The sequence below is a fragment of the Metabacillus hrfriensis genome, from assembly GCF_030127205.1.
Classification (GTDB): domain Bacteria; phylum Bacillota; class Bacilli; order Bacillales; family Bacillaceae; genus Bacillus_P; species Bacillus_P dongyingensis.
Genome location: NZ_CP126116.1, coordinates 1,641,062 through 1,664,033, shown reverse-complemented (window position 1 = coordinate 1,664,033; position 22,972 = coordinate 1,641,062). Strand labels below are relative to the sequence as shown.

Here is a 22,972-nt window from a genome sequence, read left to right as displayed (position 1 = left end):
ATCAGGACTTTTCATGAAAAACTTATTCAAATAATGAACTTATTGCAGATTCAGGAAGAGCATTTTCTCCGCCAATAATGTAATACTTTTTAGCTGAATCAGCATAAGCCGCAATTGTATCGATCGTTGTTTGCTCAGCTGCTTTTGGATTTGTTAAAATCATAGGATTTCCATGAACTGCTGCTGCAGCAGAACCTGACAATGCATCAGGGTAGTTTGTTCCAGTTGCAATAAACGGACTCGACATATTCAAGTCAGCAGCAAAGTAGCTGATGATGCTGCTGTTTGTTTCATAACGAGTCGCCCCGCTGATGCGTTTATGATTTGGGAAAACTTTAGCAATTTTATCAGGCACAACAGCTGTGCCGCCAATAACAAAGGTTTGCTTCATGCTGCTTGATTTAACGTATTGGCTGACAGAATTCGGTATTGCATTTTTCTTTGTCAGTAATATTGGCATCGTTTTCGATGCAGCGATTGGTGCAATGGATAAGGCGTCTGCAAAGCTTTCGCCAGTAGCAACTACAGCACGATCCGCCGTTCCAATCTGTTTAGCAATATTAACGGATGTCTCATAACGGTCTATGCCGCTGATTCTGGAAATCGATGTTATGCCGGCAGCCTTCAGCTCTTTTTCTACGTTTGCAGTTATGGCAGATTTTCCGCCAACCAGAATAACTTTTTTCGCTCCCAAGCGCTTAAGCTCACCTTTTACCACAGCAGGAAGCGAATTCGTGTCTGTTAATAAAAGAGGGGCCTTGTGTTTATGAGCAAGAGGAGTTGCACTTAATGCATCCGGATAATTTTTGCCTGTTGCAATGACAACTGTTCCGGACCCAGTAAAGCTTTCTTTTGATACTTTTACAGCTGTTTCATAACGGTCTGAACCAGAAATGCGTTCCACCGGAATATTCATTCGATCAAATGCTTTAACAGCGCTGAATAAATCAAGTCGGCCCCAGCCAGATACTGTGTCATAACCTGGAATGACTTCTTCTTCAGGATACGGGTATTCTTCGTCATATGGATATTCTTCCAAGTCATCCATAGGGTTATCTTGTTCATCAAATGCAATGTCAGCAGCAGATTTCGTCAGGATTCGTTCTACTTCACCCGGCGTTAAATCCATATTATGTGAAAGAAGCAGGCCTGCTGCTGCTGCTGCATGAGGTGTTGCCATTGATGTTCCCGTCATATTCGTTACATTGCCATCAGGCATTATGCTAGGAATGTCAGTACCTGGTGCAACTAGATCCAGCCCTTTTCCATAGTTTGAATAATCCGATACTAGATCAATGCGGTTTGTTCCGCCTACTGAGATAACATACTTAGAAGAAGCAGGATAAGAAAGCTCTTCCAAGCCATCATTTCCGCTTGCTGCTACAACTGTTACATCATGATCGTAAGCATATTTTAACGCACTCTCGATGACGCGGCTGTATCCTCCGCCAAGACTCAGGTTGATCACGTCTGCACCTTGATCAACTGCATATCGAATTCCGAATGCAATTTGCTCTGTGTCGCCGCTTCCTGCTGCATCAAGGACTTTTACAGGAAGAATTTTGGCATGAGGATTAATGCCAGCCATTGAATAATGGTTATTTGCTTCAGCAGCAATGATGCCGGAAACATGAGTTCCATGCCCATTGTCATCTATGGCATTTGAGTTTTTCTCAATAAAGTTGTAGCCTTTTTCAGTCAGTACCTTGCTGCTTAGATCTGCAAGAGTATGATCTACTCCGGTGTCAGCTACAGCAATCACTGTTTCACTCAGCTGTCTGCCTTTTAATACTTTTTGAAGCTGTTCAAATTTAATGTCAGCATCAGCAATGCCGCCATCTTTCCCTTCGTTTTTCAGCGACCATTGATATGGATATTGAGTATCAGCAGTAAATGCTTTGTACTGTTGAACAGGTTCCGCAAATTCAACCTCCGGCAGCTTTGCAAGCTGTCCTGCCGCTGTTTTTAAAGAACTCGCTGAAGCTTTATAGCCTGTTGTGCTTCCTTCTACTTCCATCACATACATATCAGGGAAAACAGATTTACTCGCTTTTAGCTGAGAAACCGACTGAATGCCAAATGATTTCGTTTTTGCCTGAATGCTGCTTAATTTCTTTCCTTCTTTTAACTTTACAATGACGCGGTTTTCATAGCTGCTTGCAGCAGGTACTGCATATCCGCCTTTTTGTAAAATAGAAGAAACGGTTTTGTTCGTTACATTTGAAAGACCGATGCTTTTCCCGGTTTTCTCAATTTGATCTTTAAGGAAAGACGGTACTGATTCAAGCGCTGTTTGATATAAACGATTGATCGCATCTTGATCCGCGCGGGTAATTTTATACGTACTGCTGCTTCCTTTTTCTGCAACATCTGTAAATAAGCCTTTTAATTGGACTAAATCCTGATAAACGTTATCGCGGATCGTCTTGCTGAAAACCATTTTCGTGCTTAAAAATGGAGCAATCTTGTAATACATGGAAGATAATTCTTTTCCATTTTCAGTTTTAGCAAGGACATCTTCACGAATGGTTCTCAAGTCCTTTAAAATGTTTTTGCCGTTTTCTCTTTCTTTTGTGCTAAGCTCTGCCGGACACTCTTCCGAACTTACATATTCAGAAGGAGGAAGTGTTATCCCATCATATCCGATCGTATAGGAAGCGGGTGGCTCTGCAGGCTCTTCCTCTTCTTCCTCAATCGTCATCTCTTCTTCTATGACCTCTTCTTCACCCGTGTAATGCTCTACTTTAATATAAAAAGGTCCCGCCCATGCTACCGGGAAATCAATGACTGCCGGCTGATCTGCATAAGAATACCCCATATATCTGTCGAATGCGCGATTATCAATTGCATTTTCAAGACTGGAATATACCGTTACATTCAATTCAGCTTCTGATTGAAGCTTTACGCGCAGGTGCGTGTAATCTTTAATTTCTGCTTCCGTTGGATCTATCGTGTACCACTGTACTTGTTCCGATTCCTCAAACAAACCTTCCACTGGTTCTGAAATGGTTAATTTCGCTTCTTCTTTCGGCACATCTGCTTCTGCTGCCAAAACATCCTTTACAGAAAATTGGCTGAAAAACAGGGCAAAAATCAGAATGACTGCCATGAAACTGCTAAACTTTCTTTTCGTCATTTGAAACCTCCGCTTAATAGATTCATAATATTTACATTTTCTATTAAAACATAGAAATTTCTTTCTTGGAAAACATTTCTATATATTTAAGGTAGATTTAAACAAGGAGCTGCTTCTCGCAGCTCCTTGCTGGTGTTACCCTTTTTTTACAGAACCATAGCAGATTTCACATAGTGATAAAGCAGCTTCGCAGTATTTTCAAGCGAGTCTTTGTGAGTGCGTTCAAACGCGTGTGAGGAGTCGATTCCCGGTCCGATTAATCCATGAACAATATCATGGCCGGAACGGATCGCTGCTGATGCATCAGATCCATAGTAAGGATAAATATCTAATTTAAAGCCAATGTTGTGCTCTTTCGCCAGATTCGTTAAGTTTTTGCGGAGCTCATAATGGTAAGGACCGCTTGCATCTTTCACACAAATTGAAACGGTGTACTCATCCGTTGACTGTCCGTCACCCATCGCACCCATATCTACAGCTAAATATTCGACTGTTTCAGGTGTGATATTAGAATTTCCGCCGTAGCCGATTTCTTCGTTATTTGATATTAAAAAATGAGTTGTATATGGCAGCAGTAATTTTTCTTCCTTGATTTGCTTCATAAGCATAAGCAAAAGCGCAACACTTGCTTTATCATCTAAATGACGGGATTTAATAAAGCCATTATCCGTCACTTCCACACGGGGATCAAACGAGACAAAGTCTCCGACTTCAATGCCGAGTGCCCTTACATCATCGGCATTTTTCACCGTTTCATCAAGGCGGATCTCCATGTTGGCCTGATTCCGTTCTGCTTTTCCTGCATCTTTATAGACATGAACTGAAGTCTGGTGCATCAGGATTGTACCTGTAAACATCTTGCCCGATGAAGATTCGATTTTGCAATATTCACCTTCAATCGAGTTATAGTTAAAACCTCCGATTAAATCAATCGTCAGCCGTCCGCTTGCTTTAATTTCTTTTACGATTGCCCCAAGCGTATCAACGTGCGCTGTCAGCATGCGGTGATGTGAATTGTCTCTTCCCGGAATGGTTGCAAGCAGTCCGCCTTTGCGATTGCGTCTCGTCTCGATTTGACATTCAGCCAAATAGTTTTCTACATATGTAATCACTTCATTTGTATTCCCAGATGGACTCGGTATGGACACGAGCTCTTTGATCAGCTGCATCGTTTCATTCAAATTAGATTCTCTCCTTTTAGTTGCTTTTTCTATATTATAACAGTTTCAAACATCCTTAAAATAGCAAAACCGATACCCCATAATGGGAAATCGGCTGATTGACCTTATTCATATGAGATGATGCTGAGCCCATGAGCATCAAGTGCAAGTGTTGAACTTAAAATCTCTTGACCTGTTAATAGGCATGAAGCCTTCTTTAAATTCTCAGGAAGAGAAACATCAATTGGATGATTTTCCCCGTTTAAAATGAACAGGATTTTCTCATCGTTAAACGTTTTTGTATACATGATATGCTGATCTTCTCGGCCAGCTTCGACAAATTGAATTTTCCCCTTGTTGCCGAAGGCCGGATTGTTTTTGCGAAGCTCAATCATCTGCGTAATAAATTTCAATAATTCCCCGTCCTGTTTTTCCTCATCCCAAATCATGCATTTACGGCAGCCTGGATCCATCACGCCCGTCATGCCTATTTCGTCCCCATAATAAATACACGGTGCGCCCGGTGATGAAAGCAGAAAAGCGAAAAGCTGCTTTACTTTATCTGTATTTTCTCCGCAGACAGTAGCGATACGAGGAGTGTCATGACTTCCAAGCAAGTTAAATGCAACTTCCGACACTTGCTCAGGATACATAAGTAGAGCTTCTGATGTTCGGCTGATAAATTCTGATGCCGTTACTTTTCCGTGAGCAAAATAGTCGATTGCCACACTTGTGTACGGATAATTCATTACTGCATCAAACTGATCACCCTGCAGCCAAGGCATTGCATCATGCCACACCTCTCCTAAAATATAAACCTCAGGATCAATCGTTTTAATTTCTTTGCGGAACTCGCGCCAGAAGTCATGGGAAACCTCATTTGCCACATCGAGTCTCCATCCGTCAATGCCAAATTCCTTCACCCAGTACCGCCCAACTTCAAGCAAATATTCCCGCACTTCAGGATTCCCTGTTCTGAGCTTTGGCATATTTTCCGAGAAACCGAACGTTTCGTAATGAACCTTGCCGTCTTTTTTCAGCGGAAACTGATCAATGTGGAACCAATCTCTATATTTTGACGCTTCTCCGTTTACGACCACATCCTGAAACGGCGGAAACTCATAGCCGCAATGATTAAACACAGCATCAAGCATCACTTTAATGCCATTTTCATGACAGACCTTCATTAACTTTTTAAACGTTTCTTTGTCTCCAAACTGCGGATCAATTTCTAAATAATCAATCGTATCGTACTTGTGATTCGAAAACGCTTTAAAAATAGGGGTGAAATAAATACCCGTAATCCCAAGCTTCACAAGGTAATTAATATTTTGAATGATCCCTTTAAAGTCTCCGCCAAAGCTGTTCGCTGCTGTCGGCTCTGTACTTCCCCAAGGCAAAGCATCTTTAGGGTTCAGGGCTTGGTCTCCATTCGCAAAGCGTTCAGGAAAAATCTGATACCAGACCGTGTCCTTGACCCATGACGGGGCAGCAAAAATATCTTCTTCATTAATATAAGGGAAGGTAAAATAGTAACCGTTATGATCTTGCGGCTTTTTATCCAAAAATCCCTGCTCCGTAAAAATGAGTGTTTGATCTCCCGATAGTATCTCAAACCCATACTTCAAACGTCTATGCGGTGGTTTAAGCGCAGCCGTCCAAATATCGTAAAGCTCCGTTCTTCCAAGCAGAGTCATCCCGATATGCTCTTCAGACTTCCATTTCCAGACTCCTTTGCTTTCCTGCTCCCACGTGAATGGATCTCCCCAGATCAAATTCACCTTTTCAGCATCATTTTTCTTTGTCTGCAGACGGATGTGCAGCGTATCTTTATCATAAGCATATGCAAAATTATTTTTAGGACGGTGGTAAACCGCTTCTTTTAACATCGGATTCAGTTCCCCCAATTCTAGACTTAAACGTTTAAGTAACGGTAGAAAAAAGCAGAAGCTACTCTGCCGGTATATTAGTGTATTTTTCTAAATGCAAACCTCTGTTGTCTTTAATAAGATCGGATAAAACCTTGAATGCAATATTCGCTTTAGAATCCCTGAATAAAACCATTTTTGCTCCCACAGGAAGGATCTCCGGACAATTGGATGTGCAAATCACGGCATCATTTTCAATGTTCCGGAATTTCGATACAGTGGAGGCCAAAAACTCGTTTAGAATAATCGCTGATTGATCAGTGTTCTTTGCTAAAAATTCAGCAAGGACTTTTTCATCCTCCATAAGATGTATGTCACCCTCTGAAAGACCCGACGCCATCTTAATATGCTCAGTAAGTCCAGCATTGTGAAACTTCTCCATAATTAAAACGGCTGATTTTCCTTTCAGCTGTTTTTTTGCAGCTGAAAAAGCTCTCTTGTAATCAAACATGACCTTGTAAAACAATTCATCATCAATTACACTGTCAACGAGTACGAGCGGCACTCCTGCTGGAACGGTGTTTGAGATGCTGTAGAAGAAATCTTCCCGGACATCAATCAGGAAAACGCCATCAAGCTTCCGTTCTGCGATAATCTCAAGATTGGGCTTCTCCACATCAATACTTGAAAGCACAACGTGATACCCCTGTTTTGTCAGCAGCTGCTCAAGCTCAAAAATAAACTCGGCGTGATGCGCGCGTCTCCATACCCCTTCGTGTGCAGAGCGGTTTATAAGAATTCCGATTAACCCTGTCTTCTGCTTAACAAGTGATCTTGCAGCAAGGTTAGGCACATAATTCAATTTCTTTGCAATCTGGAGCACACGTTCCTTTGTCTCTGCTGGAATCGATTGATTTTCTGCATTATTTAAAACGTAGCTCACAGTCGCAACAGAAACATTCGCTTGAGACGCAATATCTTTCATTGTTGCTTTTTTCATCTCTTTCACCATTTTCACTTAATCGTTTAAGTTGAGTATACAGATCATTGACTTAAATGTCCAGGACCAAATATTTAAGTTCCTATTACCGCCATAAAGCGACTCTAATGGTGTGCCAGCTTTCCTTTTAGACATGAGGCTGTATGTCTAATTTATGCGTAATTATGTAAGAATAGCCGCGAATTTTCTTTGAAAGAGCCCAATTAATTTGCAATGGCTCCTAACTCCCGAAAGCTAGATTGATTGATTACAGGAAAAGCCGGCTGCTCATTTTAGCAGCCGGCGCTTATACCCTTTATACCGCTCTTAAAATAGGTAATGTACAGCATCTGAAAGAGCCTCCAGATTTGATGATTTCAGTGATATCCACTTCAATCACCTCATACCCTCTGTCTCTGAGCTGTTTGTTTACATTTTTATTAACAGGAAGACTGATGATTTTTCTATCGCCTATCGAAAGGACGTTTGTGCCCATTGTAAACTGTTCGGCTTCCGATACTTCAATTAAGTTGTAGCGCCGCTTAAGCATTTTCAGTTCTTTCTCTTCAAAAGCATATGGAAAGATCAGGGCTTCCGTTTCGGACAGGACATTAAATACACAGTCTAGATGAAGGTATTTTTCATTTATCGGAACAGGTATAACCTCAAAGGCTGGAACAAGCGACTGCAGTTTTTCGATCGCATGCATACACGTTCTGTCACTCACCCCAACGAAAATAGCCGTTCTGTCGATGATCACGTCTCCGCCTTCAATCCGGTGTTCTTTCAGACACTGCTGCGGATAGCCCTGTACATCAAGCCAGCTGCGCAGCACTTCTTCCTCTCCCTGTCTGATGTCCTGGCCCATTTCCGAAACGTAAACGGTTTTGCCTAAAGTGAAGCCGATGTCACGGGTGAATACTTGCTCAGGGTATTTTTCATAAGGTGTGAGCATAATTACTTCTGCCCCATTTTCCTCTAATGTCCGGACAAACTGCTGATGCTGTCTGATTGCGAGCTCTGAATCTATATTTTCATCGGCATAATGCCTCTGTGTTTCATTAATAACTTCGGTGATCCGCATATAGTTTGGCTGACATACCAGCACCCGCTTTAATGAATCATATTCGCTAAAACAGGCTAACGTCTGATCTGGTTTTCGAATGGTCGTCAAAATAAATTCCCCCATTATGATTGCTTTTATGAGATTATTCCCTAAACGGCTTAAATATTAAACTATTTTGTGACATTATCTGACGCCTATTCTTTTAATCACGCTGTTAGTAATTGTCAAACATGTTTAATTGTTATATAGTTTTAAAAGTTGAACTATATTTTTCTCATATGAGGCTGGAAAGAATGAAAATTGATAATGAACTAGAAACATTACGAAAAGAAAATCAGCTTTTAAAAGAACTCATCACACAATGGCCTACTGCATTTACTTATGTAAATCCGGAACTCGAGCTTGCGGTTTGCAAAGAGAAGGCAGACTTGCCTCCATCCATTCAGAAAATGACCAGCGCACAGCTGACGGCTCACACAAATCAGCGCCTCTGCCTATCATCATCAGCTATTGATTCATTTCATCACACAGAAGCTTTTCTATCCGACATCTTCGATTTAGTTGCCCATCATGTTGTTTTTATTGATGAAGCGGGCATTGTTACTTTATGCAATCTTCAAGCAGCAAAGGATCACGGGGTCAACCGGGACGAGATTATCGGCAGGCATTTAAGGGAGCTTGTATGCATTCCAGACGATCAGCTTCTGACACTTGAAACCGCCCGCACCGGGATTGAATTCATTGACCGTGAAGTACTTGATAAAAATTATGGAATCCTGAATACGAAAATCCTCTGGAATAGCGACGGATCCATTAAACGGGTAATCGGCACCTTCTACTTTTTAAACGCTATAAAAGAAGCCGAAAAACAGGCGATCGCCGGCAGAATTGCCGCTGGGATTGCCCATGAAATCAGAAATCCATTAACAACGGTCCGAGGCTTTCTTCAGGTGCTTCAAGCTTCAGCAGATCCTGAAACGAAAAGCTTATTTCAGACAATTTTAATTCCTGAAATCGACCGGGCAAATAAAATCATTTCAGATTTCCTGAGCATCGCAAAACCTGCCGAAATTCGGTCTGAGCATTTTGAAGTGAAAGAATTTCTCCTGAATCATTTAGGAAGAATCTTAGAAAGCGAATCGCTTCTTTACTCCATTGAGTTTCAAGTCAAAATTGACCCCACTGCAGAAGGGATATATATCCTTGGAAATAAGGATGAACTTCTTCAGGTCTTTCTGAATTTGTTTCAAAATTCTTTTCAGGCAAAAAACACAGATCCGCTTAGAATTCACATCTCTTGCACGCGCCAGGAAAATCGGCTGCAAATCAGTTTTTCTGATAATGGAAAAGGCATTATCCCTTCCGCTCTGCATCATATATTCGATCCATTCTTCTCTACAAAAGACAGCGGAACAGGACTCGGTCTCTCTGTTTCGAAAAAAATTGTCGAGAACCATAAGGGTACAATGACGGCAAGCAGTGACGAAAACGGTACTATATTTTATCTGGATTTCCCTGTTTGGGAGGAGCAGCGTTAAAAGTATACAATACCTGAAAATTGCTATGAAATTCCCTTGCAAATTTAGTAAAGAGAAGATCAGGAATACAAAAAAGGCTTAGAGGATTTGCTCTGAGTCTTTTATAATTTAAATGGTTAATTCCATAATAGCCTCCGATTATTGAAGATAATAGTTATTCTATTCATCAAATTCTGGATCGGATATCATAAGCAACCCCTTTAAACAATCATCATATTCTACAATCCTTCCCTTTAACTTAATACCAATTATTTCAAAATAAAGATGAGAATTCAATCATTTATTACATTATTTAACATGATCACTAGCGGTAATTACGCTACAACCCGGATTTCATTAATATAAAGTAAAAGAAAACGTTCTGTCGGACGTGGTCCTTATTGAAGTTATTACCCATCTTGCTTTTTATGCTACAATTCAAGAACTCTAAAAAGAAAACTTTTGTAATGCGGCTGCCGGTTATTAGGGGTGCTTGTTCATTACCTTATACTTTGCAAATAATGAGAGAAGAGGTTAAATTGAATAATATATTAATGCTCGGTGCAAACGGGTCAATTGCAAGGTGAACTGGACCTTGGTGCTGCAAAAGGAACCTATAACTTCTCAATCATTGGGTCTGCTAAAATGTCTCATCTCGAAGATGCAGCAGCTGCTCTTTCTAATACCTGAAGAAATTGCGTTCCTGGAAGAGCCGTATGGCCGCATCCAGTGCTTGGTTTAGATTAAATTGTGGTGCAGCGGCAATTCCCGATATTCCGGGTTTTGCTGACCCTAATCCTAATAAGTAACAGGGTTCCTTTTTTCAGGAGCAGTGTTTAGCACTGCTCTGTTTATTTGTTTGCGGACTGGCAGGATTTACGAATTTTCTAATGGAGGGGATTCATCAAGATGAATAAACAGGAAAGCGGCTATAGATGGGTGGTATTTGGCACCGTACTATTTGCTTACTTCTTAATTGTAAGCCAAAGAACAGCTCCAGGACTTATTACCGATCAATTAATGAAAGATTTTCATGTTTCAGCTTCTACCATTGGTCTTATGATCGGCATTCAATTTTTAGCCTATGCAGGATTACAAATTCCGGTTGGTCTATTAGCAGACCGATATGGTCCCAATCGATTTCTTATTATAGGTACGCTTCTTACTGGGCTGGGGAGCCTTCTCTACAGTCTTGCTCCCAATGAATATGTATTGATTTTTTCCCGATTTTTAGTTGGAACGGGAGATGCAGCCATTTTTGTCAATTTGGTTTTAATCTTAAGTCAATGGTTTAAGGCAAAGGAATTTGTAAGTTTGTTAGGTGTGGTTGCCATGGTTGCGAGCCTTGGTTCATTATCAGCTACCGTGCCTTTTTCCTTGTGGATTTCATTCGCAGGCTGGAGATTGCCATTCCTTAGCATAGGAATTATTTTAGTGGTTTCTGCCTTTCTTCTATTTACTGTTCTTATATCGAGACCAAAACGAATATTTAAAGATGATTCCAAAGCGAGGAAAAGTCCTATTAAAAACCGGGAAAGTGCTTGGATAATATTACGCCGAATGTTTTCTACTCGCCAAGCCTGGGCAACGTTCCTTTGCCACTTTGGAGTGGTCGGCACATATGTAGGATTTATCGGTTCGTGGGGAGTTCCATATGGAATTGATGTGTTTGGATTGTCTCGTTCAGAGGCAAGCCAGCTTATTATGTATGGTCTTTTTGGAGCCATCATTGGAGGTCCTTTAATTAGCTGGATTACAAGCCGGCTAGATTCTATTAAAAAAATCTACACCCTTATTCATCTCATTGTATTGTTTAGTTGGAGCGGGTTGTTTTTGGCAGGTGTGAAACCTCCATTTATTATGATCGTGGTTTTGCTTTTTATTATAGGTTTTGGAAATGGAGCAAGCTCATTAACTTTTGCAGTGGTACGGGAATCCTTTCCCATGGAACAAGTGGGTGTTGTATCAGGATTTGCCAATATGGGCGGATTCTTAAGTGCAGTTTTATTGCCAAGTGTTTTCGGAAATGTACTGGATCTATATCCTCAAGATTCTATAAATGTTGGCTATCATTATGGATTTATCATTCCTGTCCTATTTTCTTTAATGGGATTGTTCGGTGTCATGTTGATAAAAGAGGGAAAAAAAGAGGAACAAACGTCTTAATGGCTGTTTTCTAACCATTTTCAGGGAAAGAAATTTAGATTGGATTTCGATGTGCAGTATACATAACTCCACAATGTTGCAACAGCTTTAGAAGCAGTCCCCAAAAAGGGGCTGCTTTATCTCGGGACTTGCTGAACTAACCTGCCATAAAAAAACCAGCCCACCTTAGTTGGACTGGTTCTTTTGATATATATTCATTTTGATCCGGAAACCATTGGTTAGAATAAGCTGCATTATCTATTGCGAATTTATCAGCAAATCAATATTCTATTTTTCTCCTTTAAAACAGAACCTTTTATAATTGTCCTTTAAGCTTTTCTTTTTTTAAAAAGTCTTACTTCATAAAACTCCTCGATTGATTAATATATCATTTACAGGATGTAATAGGCTTTGTTAATACACTTGGTCCCAATGTTTCGGTTTTCGAGTTAGAAAGTCTAACCTGAACTTCTGCGTTTTTCATCCTTGCCGTAATTAAATCAAATCTTCCTGCCCATGTTGGACTATCTTCTTCAGGAGTAGGATACAGCTTAAAACGCCAACTTATTTCACCTGGTATAAAGGCAAATCCTTCATACCTATCGTAATTCCCATAGGAAGAAGGTTCTGGGAGGTGAACAGCAAGTATACTCACATTCGTGCGAGCGAAACTAGGCGGATTTAGCTGAACTTTATAAATCAAAGCTGTTCCCTTTGCATTTTTCAGATTTTTATCTACTGGCTCTAAAACCATACTGCAAGGCATACTGATTGCATTTGTTTGAGCAGGATTCATAGCAAAAATAGTAATTAAGAATATAGCCAAAACAAATTGTTTCATAAAAACACCTCTTTACATTTGTTTGGCTAGTATCTCCCATTCTGCTTTAATTACAGTTCAATCTATTCAATTATTATCTCTTTATTAGCATTTTATCTAATTCACGCACTTTGTCATATGACTCTAATAGGTGTTCAGATACCAATGTTCTCCCATATTCCCAAGCGTTAGTTTCTATTTCAGACATAAGTTTTTCTTTTTCATCATCGCCGCCATAGATCAGGGTTCTTAAATCATGTTTGTTTTTCTTAAAACTTAAATAATAGCCAATCTCATGATAAAGAATGATTTTCACAAAGTTTTCATCCGACTCTTTAATTCTTACTTTCCCTCTATACCCGTTAATTTGAAGATAATTAAATTTAATTGTATTTGTCGATACGTTAAAACTCATAGGTGCTGGCAGATTATTATCAAATTCATAGTTAATATCTAAATTGTGCTCATGCAGTGTCGTTTTAATTATTTTCTCAATATCCCATATATAAAGCATCTTATCTCTCCCTGCTCTTCAAATTCTCAGTAATAATAAGCTTATTTTCAATTATTTCATAATGTCATACTCTCCATTTGACTATCAACTTTATAGCATTTAGATAAGATTATATTATAGACCTTTAATGAATGAGACGCATTCCTATTTGAGTAATGCAGCCGATTGTTGAAGATTCATTTATTCACATTAATTAATACCGCACTTTTAGAGTTTGAAAACGGATTCCTTAAAAGATTCTTTATCATTGACTAAATACCTCCTTCAACTTTTTTGTCTAGTGAAAAATGACGCCTTCGCTTAAACTCGGATAAGCATGAGACAATAAAAAAACGAGTAATAATCTTTGCGATTTCATACTCGTTTTACTAGTTTTTTTTAGTTATTTGAACTGCTTGTCCATAAAAAAATGTGCGTTTTTACATGTCTGTAAGCTCTTCATAAATTAACTTCCCGATTTCACTGATTGTCCTTCTGCCTGCTTCCTTATTCTGAAGCTGATCAATCAGTACGGAAGCATAGGCCGTTCGATCGCCAAAGCGGATGATCGCACAGTCATGCTCAATGCCTGGAAGCTCTCCGGTTTTGTTGCCTGCGTATACCTTTTCCTTATCCATGTGATAGGGAAGCTTGTCTGTGAATTGCTGCTTTTGAAGGATGTCTGCCATCTGTTTTCTGCTTGCTGCGGAGAAGTAACCTTCCCCGCCGATTACTTTCAGGCACTTCAGGATGTCATCTGCTGCCGTCCAGTTATTCAAACCGTTCTTGATTGCTTCCAAATCCATCATATTCCTGTTCAGTTCAGTCCCTGTGAGATTCAGTTCCTTTATACAGGCGCTTATTGCCGGTCTTCCGGCTTTATGAATCATGTAATTTGTCGCCGCATTATCAGAAACGACAATCATTAATGTAAGCAAATCTAAAATGGTTAAGACAGCATCATCTGAAAAAGACTGCAGGACACCGGCTCCGCCTGTTTTTTCAATATCACACAATTTCACCTTTTCTTCTAAAGTAAGAATGCCGTGCTCTTTTTGATGAAAAGCTGTCAGCAGGATGGGAAGTTTGATCAGACTCGCCGATGAAAAAATTACGCGGCTGTCCCGTTCGAAGATTCTCCCATTTAGATCTATTGACAGTCCTATTCTTCCAGGACAGCGTTCCATCACTTCCTCAAGCCTTTGCTCAAATCCCGTCATTTCGTCGCTGCGATTTGGGAAAAATCCTGGTCGCCCATGATGCTGCGGTCATATAAATGACAGGCAACGAAATGATTTTCCTCTACTTCCTGCCACACGGGCTTTTTAGATGCACAGGCTTCCATCGCATAGGCACAGCGTGTTCTGAATACACAGTCGCTTGGCGGATTCATTGGGCTCGGCAGCTCGCCCTGCAGGATAATGCGCTCCCGCTTATCCTCTATATCCGGATCAGGAATCGGAATTGCTGTCAAAAGTGCCTGAGTATAAGGATGCAGCGGTTTTTTGTAAAGCTCGCTGCTTGCGGTCTGCTCAACAAGGTGGCCTAAGTACATAACACCGATGCGGTCGCTGATTTGCTTCACCATGGACAGATCATGCGCAATAAAAAGGTAGGTGAGTCCTTTTTCCTTTTGCAGGCGTTTCATTAGATTCACAACTTGAGCCTGCACGGAAACATCTAGAGCCGAAATCGGCTCATCTGCGATAATGAATTCCGGATCAAGGGCAAGTGCGCGGGCAATACCGATCCGCTGTCTTTGCCCTCCGCTGAATTCGTGCGGATATCGGTTGGCATGATCACGGTTTAATCCCACATCTTCAAGCAGCTGATGCACTTTTTCCGTCCGGCCCTGCTTATTTTTATACAAGCCGTGAACTTCCATCGGTTCAGAGATGATCTCAAGGACGGTTGACCGCGGATTTAATGATGCATATGGATCCTGAAATATCATTTGCATCTGACGATAGTAGGCAAATTTGTCTTTTCCTTTTAATTCATGGATGTTTTTGCCGTTAAATAATACATCTCCTTCTGTCTGATCGTATAAGCCAAGAATGGTTCTGCCGGCAGTTGATTTTCCGCACCCCGACTCCCCGACGATTCCGAACGTTTCTCCTTTTTTCACCGTGAATGAAATGCCGTCTACTGCTTTTAGAGTTGCCCCTTTACCAAGGTGAAAATGTTTCTTTAAATTTCGTACTTCAAGCAAATTGTCCACTGTTATCCCTCCGTCTTTAGCCAATAGCGTCTAGCTGCACATAATTCCTTTTCATAAATGGTTCCGGCCATATCTAGAATCTCAATCGACTTTCCGGTGTTTGGCGAATGAAGAAGCTTGCCGTCTCCGTAATAAATGCCTACGTGATGAAGGCTTCCTTTCCCTTCTTCGTACGCAAAAAATAATAAATCCCCCGGTTTAATCGCGGTAAGCTCTACTTTTTCCCCTGAAGCAGCCTGATCATGGGCATCTCTAGGAATGATGTATCCATTTGCTTTGCACATTGTGTAACTGAACCCTGAACAATCAAATCCAAAGCTGCTCATTCCGCCCCAAAGATAAGGAAGACCGATAAATCTTTCGCCACAAGCCACAATGTCCTGACCGCTTCCATTTGGAACACTTTCAAAAGCATCATAAATGGAAACATCCGCTGTCTTCAGTTTTCCTTTGCCATATGGTGTTTCTACTTCAATCCACTCTGTTCCTCCTTTTAGAACCGTCAAAATGGTTTGAAAACTTAGATCAAATTGAGGTGTTTCATCTTCTGAATAAAGCATGGTTTTTTTGCTTTGAACAACTGCGATAGGTCCATGCAGTGATTCTGCATTCAGTTCGATTTGGCAAAGAGGCATCCACCCCGGGTACCCTCTTTCATCCTTTGAGGAGGACTGAGCAGGTATAATGACATGTGCATAGCCATCCTGTTCGTCTATGATCAATACTTCTTCTCCAAGCAAAGCCTGAGTCTGGATCCGATTTTCATTACATAGAGCAAGACTCGTTTCATATGTTAGCCCGTTCAGCCATGATTCAATATCAGCCGGATTCACAACTGCTTTTTCATCCAAATCACGCGGGGAATCCTTTGACGTCCATACGGCTGCAACGGATACCGCCACTCTTCCTTTTCGTATTGTCATTTTGCTGCAGCCTCCCCGTCATTTACAAGAACATCTGAGATTCCAAGCCCGATTCCTTCTGAAAATGTTATTTTCCTTCCGTTATACCGGACTCCGCCCTCTACAATTTCTTTTGCAAACATGAGCGGGGCGTCGAAGTCAAAGCGTGTAATATTCTTTTTGGCCGCTGCAAAATGCGCAGCTGCGGTAATGCCGATTCGCGTTTCTATCATGCTTCCGACCATGCATTCAACCCCGCATATTTCCGCAAGCTGATTGATCATGGCTGCCTGATAGATGCCCCCTGCTTTCATTAATTTAATGTTAATCAAATCTGCACTTCTGGTTTTCAGCACTTCAAAGGCCTGTTTCGGAGTAAACACACTTTCATCCGCCATAATCTGCGTCTTCACGGTATCAGTTACTTGCTTTAATCCTTCAATGTCATGGGCTTTTACTGGCTGCTCAACTAATTCAATGTTCAAGCCCAGGTCTTCCATTTTGCCTATTACAGTGACCGCTTCCTTTGGTTTCCATCCTTGGTTGGCATCAAGACGGATTTTAATATCCGGACCGACACGGCTTCTGATTTCCCTGATCCGATCGATATCCAGAGCACTGTCGCCAAGCCCAACCTTCACCTTTAAAACATTAAAACCTTTTTGAATATAGGAAGCCGCATCTTCTCCCATTTCCCGCACGTCGTTTACACTGACGGTAAAATCTGTTTCCATTTTATCTTTATAACCGCCTAAATATTGATAAAGCGGCAGTCTGCTATGCTTGGCAAGACAATCATAAAGGGCCATGTCCACTGCTGCTTTTGCACTTGAATTGCCTGCTAAGACCGATTGTATTCCCTGGAAAATAACTTCATAGTTCAATAGATTTTTTCCGATTAAAAACGGTTTCAGCACTTGATGAATACTGGCTTCTATACTCGAGAGACTTTCACCCGTAATAACAAGTGTCGGCGGCGCTTCGCCCCAGCCGGTAATCCCGCTTTCGCACGTCACTTTTAAGATGACGGATTCTGCTGTCACAACTGTCCGGAGTGCCGTTTTAAAAGGCTTTGTCAGAGGGACAGCCACCCGAAATGTTTCCACTTTTTCGATTTTCATAAAAATCCACCCTTTATTAAAGAATCCCGCTTTCGATTACAACTTTCTTTTCGAATGTATTCATTTCTGCATGTGTTCCAAGCGGAACAGAGATATTAGGACTGCAGTGTCCGATTTTAAACCCTCTTAAAGCGGGTTTGCCTGCAAGTTTTATGTAATGGGCCAGCACTTCATCAAACGGAATTGAATTTTTTCGTTTTTGAGGAACGCAGTTATGAAAATCAGCGACGAGAATACCAGCTGCGTCTGTTAACTTGCCCGACATATAAAGCTGATTCAGCATGCGGTCGACTGCATAAGGCTCTTCATCAATGTCTTCAATTAAAAGCAGTTTCTCTTTCGAATCAATCTCAAAAGCGGTACCGACCGAGCTTGTGATTAATGATAGATTCCCGCCAACAAGCTCACCGCTTGCTTTTCCTTCAATCATGATTTCAAGGGGCGAAAGAGATTCATTATAAGTTAGAGGGCTGTTCTCAAAAAGCTGATGAAAATACTGTTTGGTTATCGGAAGAACACCGGCTTCCTCTCCAAAATCAGAGCTGAGCATAGGTCCGTGAAACGTAACGAGACCGGTCTTCTGTCTGATGGCTGTATGTAAAAAAGTAATATCGCTGTAACCCCAGAAAATCTTCGGGTTCTTTTGAATAAGGTCATAGTCCAATAGAGAGGCCATTCGGGCTGTTCCAAAGCCGCCGCAAGCGCAGATGATGGCTTTTACCTCCTGATCCTGAAACATCGTATGAATATCTTCTGCTCTTTCTTCATCGGTTCCTGCAAGGTATCCGTATTCCCGTTCAATATGTTTGCCGAGCTTAAATTTCAAGCCTGTTTCTTCTAAAAAAGAAAGAGAGCGCTTAAGGTTCTCTTTATTCGGAGGACTTGCCGGGGAAATAATGCCGATCGTATCGCCTTTTTTTAAAGCCTGGGGTTTTATCATGCTACTAGTCTCCTTTATATAGAAAAGGGATGTTCAATCAGCTGAACACCCCTTTTGCCTGGCTTACTTCTTATCTGCCCATTTTAGTTCTAAATATCCGACAGGGTGACGGACGATGCCTGATACATCTTCATTTTGCAAGTAAACCTGGTTGTAGAAATGGATCGGAATGATCGGTGCTTCTTCAAATAAAATCTTTTCTGCTTTGTACAGCATTTCAAAGCGTTTTGCTTCGTCAGATTCATTTTTAGAGTCTTTGATTAATTGATCGTACTCAGCATTTGTCCAGCCAGTGCGGTTCATGGAATGTCCTGTTTGAAAGTTCTCAAGGAAGTTTACAGGATCGGCATAGTCAGCTAAGAATGAACTTCTTGAAAGCTGGAATTTCAATGCTTTTTGATCTTCTGCAAATACGTTCGCTTCAAGGTTCGCAAGTTTAACATCCACGCCTAAATTTTCCTTAAACATTTGCTGAAGCGCTTCCGCAATTTTCTTATGCGTATCATCTGTACTGTAAGTTAATGTTACTTCAGGCAGCTTGTCATACCCTTCTTCTTTCATGCCTTTCTCAAGCAATGCTTTTGCTTCAGCTGCATCTGTTTTCACAAGATCGCCGCTTGCTTCGCGGAAGTCTTTGCCTGATGGATCTTTAAAGCCAGGTGACACGAAGCCGTATGCTGCTGTTTCCTGGTTTTTCGTTACGAAATCAACGATTTGCTTTTGATCAACTGCCATTGCAAATGCTTTGCGGATGTTTACGTTCTGGAACGGTTCAATTGTTACGTTCATGCGGTAGAAGTAATCTCCAGCCTGTTCTTCAACATTTGCTTTTCCTTCTTCAAAAAGAGATTCTGCCAAGTCAGCAGGCACGTCTGATGTATCCAATTCGCCTGTTTGGTAGAGCTGGTATTCTGTATTAGTATCTTCTACGATCGCCCAATGAACGCCATCAAGCTTCACGTTTTTTGCATCCCAGTACTGATCGTTTTTCTTCATTACAAATTCCTTGTCATGCTCCCATGACTCGAGTGAGAAGGGTCCGTTGCCAACAAACGTGTCAGCTTCTGCAAACCAGTCTGGTGTTTCCGCAGCTACTTTTTCATTCACCGGGAAAAATGCCGGGTTCGCAATGACACTTAAGAAATATGCTTGAGGACTGATTAGTGTAACTTCAAATGTCTTTTTGTCAACGGCTTTCACTTTTACATCATCTGCAGAGCCAGTTCCGCTGTTGTAAGCTTCTCCGCCCTCAATGAAGTAGCCTAAAAATGCTGCTCCTGATCCTGTTTCAGGATTTAAAAGGCGTTTCCACGCAAACACGAAATCGCCGGCTGTTAAATCATCGCCGTTTGACCATTTTGCATCTTCGCGAATGTGGAAAGTATACGTTTTGCCATCCTCAGAAACGTCCCATTTCTCAGCCGCTGCTGCTTCAGGCTCATGATCTTTTCCTAAACGGGTAAGACCCTCCATTAAGTTGTTCAGCGCATTCCATGAAACAGCGTCAAATCCAATGACAGGGTCAAATGATGTTGGTTCAGCTCCATTATTAAGGTGCAAAATTTTCTCTTTCTCTTTTTCTTCTTTTTCTGTATCCTTTCCTGCACTCTCATTTGCTGTACATGCTGCAAGTATAAATACTAACAAGGCAGTCAGGAATATAGCCATCCACTTTTTCATTGTTCTCCCCCTCTTATTCTTGATCTATATGTTTATTTCATTGATGCTGCAGCTAATGCGCGGCTGTCCTGCAGCCAGCAGTCCACTTGGTGCTCTTTGCTCAATGCAGACGTAAAAGGATACACACGATCACAAACTTCCATTGCATGCTCACACCTTGCCGCAAACGGGCACCCTTCTGGAGGAGAAAATAAATCAGGAGGTGAACCTGCAATCGGAATCAGCTCTTCTCCTTCAATATCAAGACGCGGGATGGAACGAAGCAGTCCCTTTGTGTACGGATGCTGCGGCTGATAAAAAATTTCTCTTCTTGATCCTGCTTCCACGATTTTACCGGCATACATAACCGCTACCCGGTCAGCTACTTGTGCGACAACTCCCAAATCATGGGTAATCAGAATAATGGAAACGCCTGTTTTCTTCTGAATGTCGCGGAATAAATCGAGAATTTGAGCCTGAATCGTCACATCAAGAGCGGTGGTCGGTTCATCTGCGATTAACACTTCAGGTTCGCAGACAAGAGCCATCGCAATTACAATCCTCTGCCGCATCCCTCCGCTGAATTGATGCGGATACTGCTTTAACCGAGCTTCAGGGCTTGGGATGCCAACAAGATTCATCATCTCAAGTGCTTTTTGTTTTGCCTTTTCTTTCGGCATGCTTTCGTGCTGGATAATGCCTTCCATGATTTGATCACCTATGGTCAGCGTTGGGTTCAGCGCTGTCATCGGATCCTGAAAGATCATCGAAATCTCAGCGCCGCGAAGCTTTCTAAGCTCTTTTTCCTTCATTTTGGTTACGTCTTTTCCTTTAAAAAGGATGGAGCCTGAATCAATTGTTCCCGGCGGTTCAGGAATTAGGCGCATAATGCTTTGGGAAGTCACACTTTTTCCGCAGCCCGACTCTCCTACTATTGCGAGTGTTTCGCCTTTTCGCAAATCAAAGCTTACGCCACGGACCGCTTTTACACGTCCCCCGTATGTTTGAAAAGAAACATGGAGTTCGTTTACTTCCAGTACTTTTTCCATGATGTTACCTCCTTAGCTTCGGATCAAGCGCATCCTGCAGTCCGTCTCCAAGCACGTTAAATGCAAACATCGTCAGAGAGATACAGAGGGCAGGAAAAAAGAGGCGCCACCAGTGTCCTGTTAAGATTGTTGAAAGAGCATCACTTGCCATCACACCCCAGCTTGCAAACGGAGCCTGAATCCCAAGTCCGAGAAAACTCAGAAACGCTTCTGCAAAAATAGCAGAAGGAATCGTAAGTGTTATTTGAACAATAATTGGCCCCATTGTATTGGGCAGGAGGTTTTTCCTGATGATCCTGCTGGTTTTCGTCCCGAATGATTTAGAAGCATGAACAAATTCATAGTTTTTGATTTGAAGAACCTGTCCTCTTACGATCCTCGCCATACCGATCCAGCCTGTGACAGTCAGCGCAACGATAATAGTAAACAAACCTGGCCCCATCACGACCATGAGCAAAATAACGACAAGCAAATAAGGAAGGCCGTACAGGACTTCAACGACACGCATCATATAATGGTCGATTTTCCCTCCTTTATAGCCGGCAATTCCGCCGTAAAGAACCCCAATCGCAAAATCTATTAATGCGGCAATCGCTGCCACGAAAAGCGAAATTCTCGCCCCATACCAAGTTCTTGTAAAAACATCGCGGCCAAGTTCATCTGTACCGAACCAGTATTTAGCGGACGGAGGCAGATTTTGATCAGTCAGAATTTGTGTTCTGACGGAATGCGGTGAAATGATCGGCCCGAAAATGGCCATAAAGGCAATAAAAATCAAGAAGAGCAAGCCTGTCATGGCAAGCTTATTTTTACGCAGTCTTCTCCAGGCATCATGCCAGTAGGAAAGACTCGGTCTGACGACGGCTTCTGCATCCTGCTTGTCCCTGATTTTTGGAACAAACCAATCATCAGGGATATCCCGGGAAAGGTGAGGATCATGCTGTTTTCTAAGCTCCATTATCTTCCCTCCCTTTTATTTAATTGAATTCTCGGATCTAAAATTCCATATGCAACATCTACAAGGAACAGCATCACGATCAAAATTGTACTGTAAAAAACGGTCGTGCCCATTATGACCGGATAGTCGCGGGTTCCAATGCTTTCAATGAAGTATTTTCCCATGCCGGGTATCGCGAAAATTTTCTCAATTACAAATGTTCCTGTTAAAATACTGGCAGCAAGCGTTCCAAGAACGGTTACAACTGGCAGCAGTGCGTTTCTAAGTGCATGCTTGAACACGATTTTGACTGGTGAAAGTCCTTTTGCCCGGGCTGTCCGAATGTAATCCTGAGTAAGCACTTCAAGCATGCTTGACCTTGTCAGACGCGCAATGATCGCCATCGGTCCTGTAGCAAGCGCAAGTGTCGGCAAAATCATGTGCATCGGGCTCGACCAGGTTGCAGCAGGCAGTATTTTTAAATTAACAGCCAGATTTTGAATTAATAGGGTCGCCATAATAAAGTTTGGAACGGATATCCCGAGAACGGCGATTGTCATGGCTAAATAATCAATGAATCCATTGTGGCGGAGCGCTGCAATGATGCCAAGCGCAATTCCTGAAAAGACAGCTACAATAAGCGTGACGATTCCAAGCTCAAAGGAAACCGGAAAGCCGCGGCCAAGCAGTTCATTGACTGTTTGAGAAGACTTTTTGATAGAAGGTCCAAAATCAAACGTGACAAGTGATTTCATGTACATCGCATATTGTACCGGCAGCGGTTCATCTAAATGGTAATAAGCTTCAAGATTTCGCTGAACCGCTTCGCTTGTCCCGCGTTCCTGATTAAAAGGCGAACCGGGAATCGTATGCATCAGAACGAACGTGAGCGTAATGATCAGCCAAAGTGTAAGGACCATGGAAAGCAGACGTTTAAAAAGATATGTATTCATAAATTC

Annotated in this window: 18 protein-coding genes; 2 read left to right on the top strand and 16 right to left on the bottom strand. The window is 41.7% G+C overall.

Annotated elements, in window-relative coordinates; all coding sequences use genetic code 11:
- Positions 1-22: 22 nt before the first annotated feature.
- From QLQ22_RS08235 to QLQ22_RS08215, 5 genes are all read right to left on the bottom strand, one after another.
- Positions 23-3,136: a cell wall-binding repeat-containing protein gene (locus tag QLQ22_RS08235; RefSeq protein ID WP_223441091.1), complete on the bottom strand. Its 3,114-nt coding sequence runs from the start codon at positions 3,134-3,136 to the stop codon at positions 23-25.
- Between the two features lie 146 nt (positions 3,137-3,282).
- Positions 3,283-4,305, bottom strand: a complete 1,023-nt coding sequence (locus QLQ22_RS08230; RefSeq protein ID WP_252208757.1) for a M42 family metallopeptidase — start codon at positions 4,303-4,305, stop codon at positions 3,283-3,285.
- A gap of 116 nt (positions 4,306-4,421) precedes the next feature.
- Positions 4,422-6,185, bottom strand: coding sequence for a glycoside hydrolase family 13 protein (locus tag QLQ22_RS08225; protein ID WP_223441088.1), 1,764 nt, complete (start codon positions 6,183-6,185; stop codon positions 4,422-4,424).
- Positions 6,186-6,246: 61 nt separating this feature from the next.
- The gene (locus tag QLQ22_RS08220) at positions 6,247-7,164 is read right to left on the bottom strand and encodes a LacI family DNA-binding transcriptional regulator (protein WP_284016421.1); all 918 of its coding nucleotides are present in this window, start codon (positions 7,162-7,164) and stop codon (positions 6,247-6,249) included.
- 295 nt (positions 7,165-7,459) lie between these two features.
- The gene (locus QLQ22_RS08215) at positions 7,460-8,332 is read right to left on the bottom strand and encodes a dimethylarginine dimethylaminohydrolase family protein (protein WP_223441083.1); all 873 of its coding nucleotides are present in this window, start codon (positions 8,330-8,332) and stop codon (positions 7,460-7,462) included.
- Positions 8,333-8,502: 170 nt separating this feature from the next.
- Here QLQ22_RS08215 and QLQ22_RS08210 point away from each other — a divergent pair, with 170 nt between their 5' ends.
- On the top strand, positions 8,503-9,747 hold the full coding sequence (locus QLQ22_RS08210) for an ATP-binding protein (protein WP_223441080.1): 1,245 nt from the start codon (positions 8,503-8,505) through the stop codon (positions 9,745-9,747).
- 888 nt (positions 9,748-10,635) lie between these two features.
- Positions 10,636-11,892, top strand: a complete 1,257-nt coding sequence (locus QLQ22_RS08205; protein ID WP_223441077.1) for an MFS transporter — start codon at positions 10,636-10,638, stop codon at positions 11,890-11,892.
- 367 nt (positions 11,893-12,259) lie between these two features.
- Here QLQ22_RS08205 and QLQ22_RS08200 read toward each other — a convergent pair whose 3' ends face one another.
- From QLQ22_RS08200 to QLQ22_RS08150, 11 genes are all read right to left on the bottom strand, one after another.
- The gene (locus tag QLQ22_RS08200; protein WP_252208448.1) at positions 12,260-12,712 is read right to left on the bottom strand and encodes a YoqH family protein; all 453 of its coding nucleotides are present in this window, start codon (positions 12,710-12,712) and stop codon (positions 12,260-12,262) included.
- A gap of 73 nt (positions 12,713-12,785) precedes the next feature.
- Entirely contained in the window at positions 12,786-13,205 is a 420-nt protein-coding gene (locus tag QLQ22_RS08195; protein WP_223441073.1) for a hypothetical protein, read from the bottom strand.
- Between the two features lie 419 nt (positions 13,206-13,624).
- Positions 13,625-14,404 carry a serine hydrolase gene (locus QLQ22_RS08190; protein ID WP_284016420.1) on the bottom strand — a complete coding sequence of 260 codons (780 nt, stop codon included), beginning with the start codon at positions 14,402-14,404 and terminating at the stop codon, positions 13,625-13,627.
- Positions 14,401-15,411, bottom strand: a complete 1,011-nt coding sequence (locus QLQ22_RS08185; protein ID WP_284016768.1) for an ABC transporter ATP-binding protein — start codon at positions 15,409-15,411, stop codon at positions 14,401-14,403. Before QLQ22_RS08185 ends, QLQ22_RS08190 begins: the two co-directional genes overlap by 4 nt.
- A complete protein-coding gene (locus QLQ22_RS08180) occupies positions 15,408-16,328 on the bottom strand; it encodes a C40 family peptidase (RefSeq protein ID WP_284016419.1) in 921 nt (306 codons plus the stop codon). Before QLQ22_RS08180 ends, QLQ22_RS08185 begins: the two co-directional genes overlap by 4 nt.
- Positions 16,325-17,428, bottom strand: a complete 1,104-nt coding sequence (locus QLQ22_RS08175) for a dipeptide epimerase (protein WP_223441069.1) — start codon at positions 17,426-17,428, stop codon at positions 16,325-16,327. Before QLQ22_RS08175 ends, QLQ22_RS08180 begins: the two co-directional genes overlap by 4 nt.
- A gap of 16 nt (positions 17,429-17,444) precedes the next feature.
- Entirely contained in the window at positions 17,445-18,368 is a 924-nt protein-coding gene (locus QLQ22_RS08170; RefSeq protein ID WP_223441068.1) for a S66 peptidase family protein, read from the bottom strand.
- A 63-nt stretch (positions 18,369-18,431) separates the two neighbouring features.
- Positions 18,432-20,048 (bottom strand): peptide ABC transporter substrate-binding protein, encoded by a 1,617-nt coding sequence (locus QLQ22_RS08165; protein ID WP_284016418.1) that lies wholly within the window; start codon positions 20,046-20,048, stop codon positions 18,432-18,434.
- 32 nt (positions 20,049-20,080) lie between these two features.
- Positions 20,081-21,076 carry an ABC transporter ATP-binding protein gene (locus tag QLQ22_RS08160; protein WP_223441064.1) on the bottom strand — a complete coding sequence of 332 codons (996 nt, stop codon included), beginning with the start codon at positions 21,074-21,076 and terminating at the stop codon, positions 20,081-20,083.
- 4 nt (positions 21,077-21,080) lie between these two features.
- Complete coding sequence (locus QLQ22_RS08155) at positions 21,081-22,034, bottom strand: ABC transporter permease (RefSeq protein WP_284016417.1); 954 nt, start codon at positions 22,032-22,034, stop codon at positions 21,081-21,083.
- Positions 22,034-22,966, bottom strand: coding sequence for an ABC transporter permease (locus QLQ22_RS08150; RefSeq protein WP_223441060.1), 933 nt, complete (start codon positions 22,964-22,966; stop codon positions 22,034-22,036). The genes QLQ22_RS08155 and QLQ22_RS08150 overlap by 1 nt, the downstream gene beginning before the upstream one ends.
- Between the last annotated feature and the right edge of the window lie 6 nt (positions 22,967-22,972).

Bases quoted from the DNA above. Each gene is read 5' to 3' on its own strand.
- QLQ22_RS08235 (WP_223441091.1), bottom strand. From the start codon at position 3,136: ATGACGAAAAGAAAGTTTAGCAGTTTCATGGCAGTCATTCTGATTTTT.
- QLQ22_RS08230 (WP_252208757.1), bottom strand. From the start codon at position 4,305: ATGCAGCTGATCAAAGAGCTCGTGTCCATACCGAGTCCATCTGGGAAT.
- QLQ22_RS08225 (WP_223441088.1), bottom strand. From the start codon at position 6,185: ATGTTAAAAGAAGCGGTTTACCACCGTCCTAAAAATAATTTTGCATAT.
- QLQ22_RS08220 (WP_284016421.1), bottom strand. From the start codon at position 7,164: ATGAAAAAAGCAACAATGAAAGATATTGCGTCTCAAGCGAATGTTTCT.
- QLQ22_RS08215 (WP_223441083.1), bottom strand. From the start codon at position 8,332: ATGGGGGAATTTATTTTGACGACCATTCGAAAACCAGATCAGACGTTA.
- QLQ22_RS08210 (WP_223441080.1), top strand. From the start codon at position 8,503: ATGAAAATTGATAATGAACTAGAAACATTACGAAAAGAAAATCAGCTT.
- QLQ22_RS08205 (WP_223441077.1), top strand. From the start codon at position 10,636: ATGAATAAACAGGAAAGCGGCTATAGATGGGTGGTATTTGGCACCGTA.
- QLQ22_RS08200 (WP_252208448.1), bottom strand. From the start codon at position 12,712: ATGAAACAATTTGTTTTGGCTATATTCTTAATTACTATTTTTGCTATG.
- QLQ22_RS08195 (WP_223441073.1), bottom strand. From the start codon at position 13,205: ATGCTTTATATATGGGATATTGAGAAAATAATTAAAACGACACTGCAT.
- QLQ22_RS08190 (WP_284016420.1), bottom strand. From the start codon at position 14,404: ATGACGGGATTTGAGCAAAGGCTTGAGGAAGTGATGGAACGCTGTCCT.
- QLQ22_RS08180 (WP_284016419.1), bottom strand. From the start codon at position 16,328: ATGACAATACGAAAAGGAAGAGTGGCGGTATCCGTTGCAGCCGTATGG.
- QLQ22_RS08175 (WP_223441069.1), bottom strand. From the start codon at position 17,428: ATGAAAATCGAAAAAGTGGAAACATTTCGGGTGGCTGTCCCTCTGACA.
- QLQ22_RS08170 (WP_223441068.1), bottom strand. From the start codon at position 18,368: ATGATAAAACCCCAGGCTTTAAAAAAAGGCGATACGATCGGCATTATT.
- QLQ22_RS08165 (WP_284016418.1), bottom strand. From the start codon at position 20,048: ATGAAAAAGTGGATGGCTATATTCCTGACTGCCTTGTTAGTATTTATA.
- QLQ22_RS08160 (WP_223441064.1), bottom strand. From the start codon at position 21,076: ATGGAAAAAGTACTGGAAGTAAACGAACTCCATGTTTCTTTTCAAACA.
- QLQ22_RS08155 (WP_284016417.1), bottom strand. From the start codon at position 22,034: ATGGAGCTTAGAAAACAGCATGATCCTCACCTTTCCCGGGATATCCCT.
- QLQ22_RS08150 (WP_223441060.1), bottom strand. From the start codon at position 22,966: ATGAATACATATCTTTTTAAACGTCTGCTTTCCATGGTCCTTACACTT.